Genomic DNA, 5913 nt, shown 5'->3' with positions numbered 1-5913 from the left:
GGGCCATGCTGCGCGACCACACCACCTATCAACCCACCACACCTAACGCCGCGGCGGCTTGACAACGTCATTGAGAATCCTCCTGCACAATAGACTGCCGCAATACGCGATTTGACGCAATAAAACAAGCATATATAAGCAACAACCGGTGTTTGATTGCGTCAGAGCCGTCCCATACCGTCGAGTTATGACGATCTTCGCGGACGCTGCGGCGGGAGTCCCGGCGCGAGCTACCGCCACTTCGACCGCCAGGGCGAACGAACGCAGGGCGCGCATTCGGCATTACGTCATGACGCCTCCGCAGTTTTTCGCCGTCGACTATGCGATCAATCCGTGGATGAACACCGACATCCCTGTCGACGTCACTGTGGCGGTCGCGCAGTGGAAACACCTTCGCGACACCTACCTTCGGCTGGGGCACAAAGTCGACCTCGTCACACCCGTTCCCGGCCTACCGGACATGGTCTACGCCGCCAACGGGGGGCTGATAATCAACGACGCCGCGGCGGTGGCCCGGTTCAAATACCCTCAGCGCCAACAAGAGTCGACCGCCTACGAGGACTGGATGCGGTCACATGGCTACACCCCGGTGCAGACTCAGCACGTCAACGAGGGTCAGGGCGACCTGCTGCCGGTGGGCGGAATGATTCTGGCGGGAACCGGTTTTCGTACCGACCCACGGTCGCACACCGAGATCGCCGCGATCTTCGATCGGCCGGTCATCACCTTGCAGTTGGTCGATCCGCGCTTCTACCACCTCGACACCGCGCTCAGCGTGCTCGATGAAACCACCATCGCCTACTACCCGCCGGCCTTTACCGAATGTTCACGCGCGCAGTTGGAAACGCTGTTTCCCGACGCCCTCGTGGTGGAGAGTGCCGACGCCTACGCGTTCGGCCTAAACGCTGTATCGGATGGCAGCCACGTGGTGTACCCGGCGGCCGCAGGTGGATTCGCCGAGCAGTTGGGCCGGGCCGGTTTCGAGCCGATCGGCGTAGAGATGTCCGAGCTGCTCAAGGGCGGCGGATCTGTCAAATGCTGCACACTGGAGGTGTATTCGTGACCGTGCTGGACACCGTGACCACCGGCCCCGGCGAACTCACCGCATCGGCGATTGCCCTCGACGAGCGCCACGCGGCACACAACTATTCGCCGCTGCCGGTGGTCGCTGCCACCGCCGAGGGAGCATGGATCACCGATGTCGAGGGTCGCCGCTACCTGGATTGCCTGGCCGCATATTCCGCAGTGAATTTCGGGCATCGCAACCCCGAAATCACTGCGACCGCACACGCCCAGCTCGACCGCGTCACGCTGGTCAGCCGGGCATTCCACGCCGAGGCGCTCGGCCAGTTCTGCGCGGCATTGGCGGCGCTCTGCGCTAAGGACATGGTGTTGCCGATGAACAGCGGCGCCGAAGCGGTCGAAAGTGCTCTCAAGGTGGCCCGAAAGTGGGGCACAGATGTCAAGGGCGTTCCGGCCGGCCAAGCGAACATCATTGTGGCCGACAACAACTTTCACGGCCGGACCATCAGCATTGTGAGCTTTTCCTCTGACCAGGCGGCCCGCTGCGGGTTCGGACCGTTCACACCCGGTTTCCGTTCGGTGCCGTTCGGCGACGCCGACGCGTTGGCCAACGCGATTGACGAGCACACCGTCGCGGTGCTCTTGGAGCCGATTCAAGGTGAGGCCGGCGTCATCGTGCCGCCGGACGATTATTTGCCCGAAGTGCGGCAAATCTGCTGTGCCTATAACGTTTTGATGATTGCCGATGAGATCCAGTCCGGTCTGGCCCGCACCGGCCGCACCTTCGCGTGCGACCACTGGGGCGTGGTGCCCGATATCTACCTGCTCGGCAAAGCGTTGGGCGGCGGAGTGGTGCCGTTGTCGGCGGTGGTGGCCGATCGCGACGTGCTGGGCGTGCTGCATCCCGGTGAACACGGTTCGACGTTCGGCGGGAACCCATTCGCGGCGGCGATCGGCAGCACCGTGGTGTCGATGCTGGCTCGCGGTGAATTCCAGGACCGTGCGGCACACCTCGGCGCGCGCCTGCACGGGCGACTACGAACGTTGATCGGTCATGGCGTGCTTGCGGTGCGCGGCCGAGGATTGTGGGCCGGCGTCGACATCGATCCGGCACTCGGCAGCGCGAAGCAGCTCAGCCTGCGACTGGCCCAGCGCGGTGTCCTGGTCAAAGACACGCACGGATCAACGTTGCGCGTCGCTCCCCCGCTGGTGATTACCGCCGCGGAAATCGACTGGGCCGTACACCGATTCGCCGACACGCTGGCCGAAATGGCGAGTTGAAAACTCGGTGCCCGCCTTACGCCGGCATCGTCGAGCCGTCGGAGAACCTACCGGTCGTCTGGAAAATGACCCGGCGCGCCAGTAGGACGGCATGGTCGGCGAAGCGCTCGTAATACCGGCCAAGCAACGTGACGTCGACGGCGGTGCTTACACCGTGCTTCCATTCGCGATCCATCAACACGGTGAACAGGTGGCGGTGCAGGTCATCCATCGCGTCGTCGTCTCTGCGGATGCGGGCGGCCTTCCTCGGGTCGCGGGTCAACAGCACCTCTTGCGCGTTGTTGCCTAATTTGACGGCGATTTCGCCCATTTCGGCGAAATACCCTTTGACTTCGTCAGGTAAAGCGTGCTGAGGATGACGCCAGCGGGTGATCTCCGCGACGTGTAGGGCCAGCGCGGCCATCCGGTCGATGTCGACAACCATCTGGAGGGCGCTGACGATAGCCCGCAGGTCACCGGCAACCGGGGTGTGCAGGGGAGCCAGCAGTCCGAACGCGTTCTCCTCGACAGCGGTGCTCATCGCCGCGATTTTGTCGTGGGCGGTAAGGACCTGTTCGGCCAGCACCAGATCCGCCTGCAGTAGGGCCTGGGTAGCGTGTTCCATGGCAACCCCGGCCAGGCCGCACATCTCCCCGAGCTGCCCGGTCAACCTGGCGAGCTCCGCATGATAGGCGGTCCGCATGTCGCCCAAGATACGTTCTCAACCTTGAAGATAGAGTAAAGCGGCATGTGAAGTCATGATGAATGTCGGCTTACGTTTAATCTCGGAACGGCCGGTTATGGCTACTCGGGCGCGCGCCGAGCCGCAAAGAGTCCTAGTACTTCAACACGCCCTTGTCGACCGGGATCTGGGCTCCCGTCAGAGTTCCGGCGCCATCACCGGCCAGCCATGCCACCACACCAGAAACCTCGGCAGCTGCCATAAAGCCGTTGGGCTGTAGCAGCATTGGCCCGAAGCTGTGCACGTAATGCGGATGCTCGGCGAACACCTGCATCATCAACTCCGGCTCGATCATCGGCGTATCGACCGAGTAGGGGTGGATGGAGTTGACCCGGATACCGAACTCGCTTAACTCAATTGCCAGCGCATTGGTCAGCGCGACCAGGCCGTGCTTGGACGCCGAGTAGTGGCCGTTGCCCGGGGTGGCCTTCAGTCCGGCCACCGAGCTGACCACGATGATAGAGCCGCCGTTACCGGCCTCGATCATCGCCGGAATTACCGCTCGTAGGGTGCGCCAGGTGCCTGACAGGTTGACCCCGATGACGGTGTCCCACTGCTCGTCGGTGAGCTCCCAGATCCGTCCCCAGCTGAGCACGCCCGCGTTGGCGACCAGAATGTCAAGCCGGCCGAACTGCTCGACGCCGTCGCTCACCAGCTGCCGTAATGCGGCATCGTCGCGAATGTCGACCGCCCGGGCCAGCACCTTGCGCCCTTCGGCTTCCACCGCGCCGACGGTCTCGGCGAGATCTTCCGGCGTGGCAGCCGGGTAGCTGATGCTGTCGGACACCGGCGCGCAGATGTCAGAGGCGATGATGTCGGCACCCTCGCGCGCCAGCCGGATTGCATGCGCCCGCCCCTGGCCGCGCGCGGCACCGGTGATGAATGCAACCCGCCCTTGCAGGGTCCTAGACGGACCGGACGCACCAGACACGACAGCCCTTTCGCCGACTGTCGATCAGGCTAGCAGCGAAACTGAAACGTGTTCTAATCGCCTGGGGTCAGATGTCGGCGATGATCTGCGTGCGCTTGCTGGCGTATTCCTCGTCGCTCACCGCGCCGGATTTGTGCAACGCCTCTAGATCCTGCAGTCGCCGCGCAACGGACGCCTGCGCCTGCGCCGCCGCCGGTGCTGCGGCACCCACCCCGGCCGTCGCAGGCTGCGGCTGAGCAGCGGCTCGCCGGACCACCGCCAAGACCTGTTGGCGCACCGCCGGATAGGAGCGGATGTCGACCGACCCACCGAACGGCAGGTTGTTGGCTTTGTAAATCTGCATGATTTCCACCAGCGGGCCGGCCTGCCCGCTCAGATCGTAAGTCTGATTGTCCTCGGCGATCTGGAATTGCGCCGGGACCACACCGGCGATCAATGCGCTTGCTTGCCACTCGATTTCGTAGTCACGCGTGTTCGGATCCACCAACACGACGAGCTTGCGCGCCGTGACGATGGCCTGCTTGGTGATGTCGACGGTAACCCGTTTCCGGCTGTCGAACTCGAACCCGGGTCCGGTGATGTGCAGGTCCAAGTTGACCACCGGCCGCTCGTTGATGCGCATTCCGGTTTCACCCAGACCCGTGATTTGCGCCGTCGTCAGCACCCCGGTCTGATGAAGAGCAGCGCTTTTGGCCGAAGACTGGGCGCCGCGGTTGGCCAGCCACAATGCGACCAGCACGTCGGCGACCGTAATCAGCAGTCCGACCCAGAGCATCCACTGAGTGGACTGCTGCGCCATCGAGCCCACATCGCTGCCGAAAGAACCGAGCATGTTGGGCAGCACGAAGTACGTGATGAGAAAGATCGGGCCGACCAAACCTCCACACACCAGGACGATGATCTGGGCTTTGATATAGCGCGCCAGCATGCGGTGCTCCCGTCGTCTGCCGAACGATGACGCAGGTGAGCCTATCGCTGCACGCAAAACGGCGCCCACCTTTCGGTGAGCGCCGCTTTGGTGGCCGGGCAGGGCCCGGCGAACACTGCTGGATGAATTACTTGACGATCTTGGTGACCCGGCCGGCGCCGACGGTACGGCCACCCTCGCGGATCGCGAAGCGCAGACCCTCGTCCATGGCGACGGGCTGGATCAGCTTCACCGTGATGTCGGTGTTGTCACCGGGCATCACCATCTCGGTGCCCTCCGGCAGCGTCACCACACCGGTCACGTCGGTGGTGCGGAAGTAGAACTGCGGACGGTAGTTGTTGAAGAACGGCGTGTGCCGACCACCCTCGTCCTTGGACAGGATGTAGACGCTGCCTTCGAAGTCGGTGTGCGGCGTGGTGGTGCCGGGCTTGACCACAACCTGGCCGCGCTCGACGTCCTCGCGCTTGATACCACGCAGCAGCAGACCGACGTTGTCGCCGGCCTGGCCCTGGTCGAGCAGCTTGCGGAACATCTCCACACCGGTGACGGTCGTCTTGGCGCTGGTCGGCTTGATCCCGACGATCTCGACTTCCTCGTTGACGTTGATCACGCCGCGCTCGACACGGCCGGTGACCACGGTGCCGCGGCCGGTGATCGTGAAGACATCCTCGACGGGCATCAGGAACGGCTTGTCGGTGTCGCGGACCGGGTCCGGAATCGACTCGTCGACCGCGTCCATCAGCTCCACGATGCCCTCGACCCACTTCGGGTCGCCTTCGAGCGCCTTGAGCGCCGATACCTTGATCACCGGGGCGTCCTCGTCGAACTCCTGAGCGGCCAGCAGCTCGCGGACCTCCAGCTCGACGAGCTCGAGCAGCTCCTCGTCGTCGACGGCATCCGCCTTGTTCAGCGCGACCAGGATGTAGGGCACGCCCACCTGACGGGCGAGCAGCACGTGCTCACGCGTCTGCGGCATCGGGCCGTCCGTGGCGGCGACCACCAGGATCGCGCCGTCCATCTGGGCGGCGC

Annotated in this window: 6 protein-coding genes; 2 read left to right on the top strand and 4 right to left on the bottom strand. The window is 64.1% G+C overall.

Going from position 1 to position 5913, the window contains the following annotated elements; all coding sequences use genetic code 11:
* Positions 1-187 precede the first annotated feature (187 nt).
* A complete protein-coding gene (ddaH, locus tag WAN71_RS26105; protein WP_422228098.1) occupies positions 188-1063 on the top strand; it encodes a dimethylargininase in 876 nt (291 codons plus the stop codon).
* On the top strand, positions 1060-2304 hold the full coding sequence (gene rocD, locus WAN71_RS26100) for an ornithine--oxo-acid transaminase (RefSeq protein ID WP_422228097.1): 1245 nt from the start codon (positions 1060-1062) through the stop codon (positions 2302-2304). Before ddaH ends, rocD begins: the two co-directional genes overlap by 4 nt.
* A gap of 16 nt (positions 2305-2320) precedes the next feature.
* On the opposite strand, the gene phoU is transcribed toward rocD, so the two are convergent.
* From phoU to tuf, 4 genes are all read right to left on the bottom strand, one after another.
* Positions 2321-2986 carry a phosphate signaling complex protein PhoU gene (gene phoU / locus WAN71_RS26095; protein WP_422228096.1) on the bottom strand — a complete coding sequence of 222 codons (666 nt, stop codon included), beginning with the start codon at positions 2984-2986 and terminating at the stop codon, positions 2321-2323.
* Between the two features lie 133 nt (positions 2987-3119).
* Positions 3120-3956 (bottom strand): mycofactocin-coupled SDR family oxidoreductase, encoded by an 837-nt coding sequence (locus WAN71_RS26090; protein ID WP_422228095.1) that lies wholly within the window; start codon positions 3954-3956, stop codon positions 3120-3122.
* A 67-nt stretch (positions 3957-4023) separates the two neighbouring features.
* Positions 4024-4884: an SHOCT domain-containing protein gene (locus WAN71_RS26085; RefSeq protein ID WP_422228094.1), complete on the bottom strand. Its 861-nt coding sequence runs from the start codon at positions 4882-4884 to the stop codon at positions 4024-4026.
* 127 nt (positions 4885-5011) lie between these two features.
* A partial coding sequence (gene tuf / locus WAN71_RS26080; protein WP_422228093.1) for an elongation factor Tu occupies positions 5012-5913 on the bottom strand: 902 nt, incomplete at its 5' end.

The sequence above is a fragment of the Mycobacterium sp. genome (genome assembly GCF_049280035.1).
GTDB lineage: Bacteria > Actinomycetota > Actinomycetes > Mycobacteriales > Mycobacteriaceae > Mycobacterium.
The sequence above is the reverse complement of the archived record's forward strand: the minus strand, read 5'-3'. Positions and strand labels throughout refer to the sequence as shown.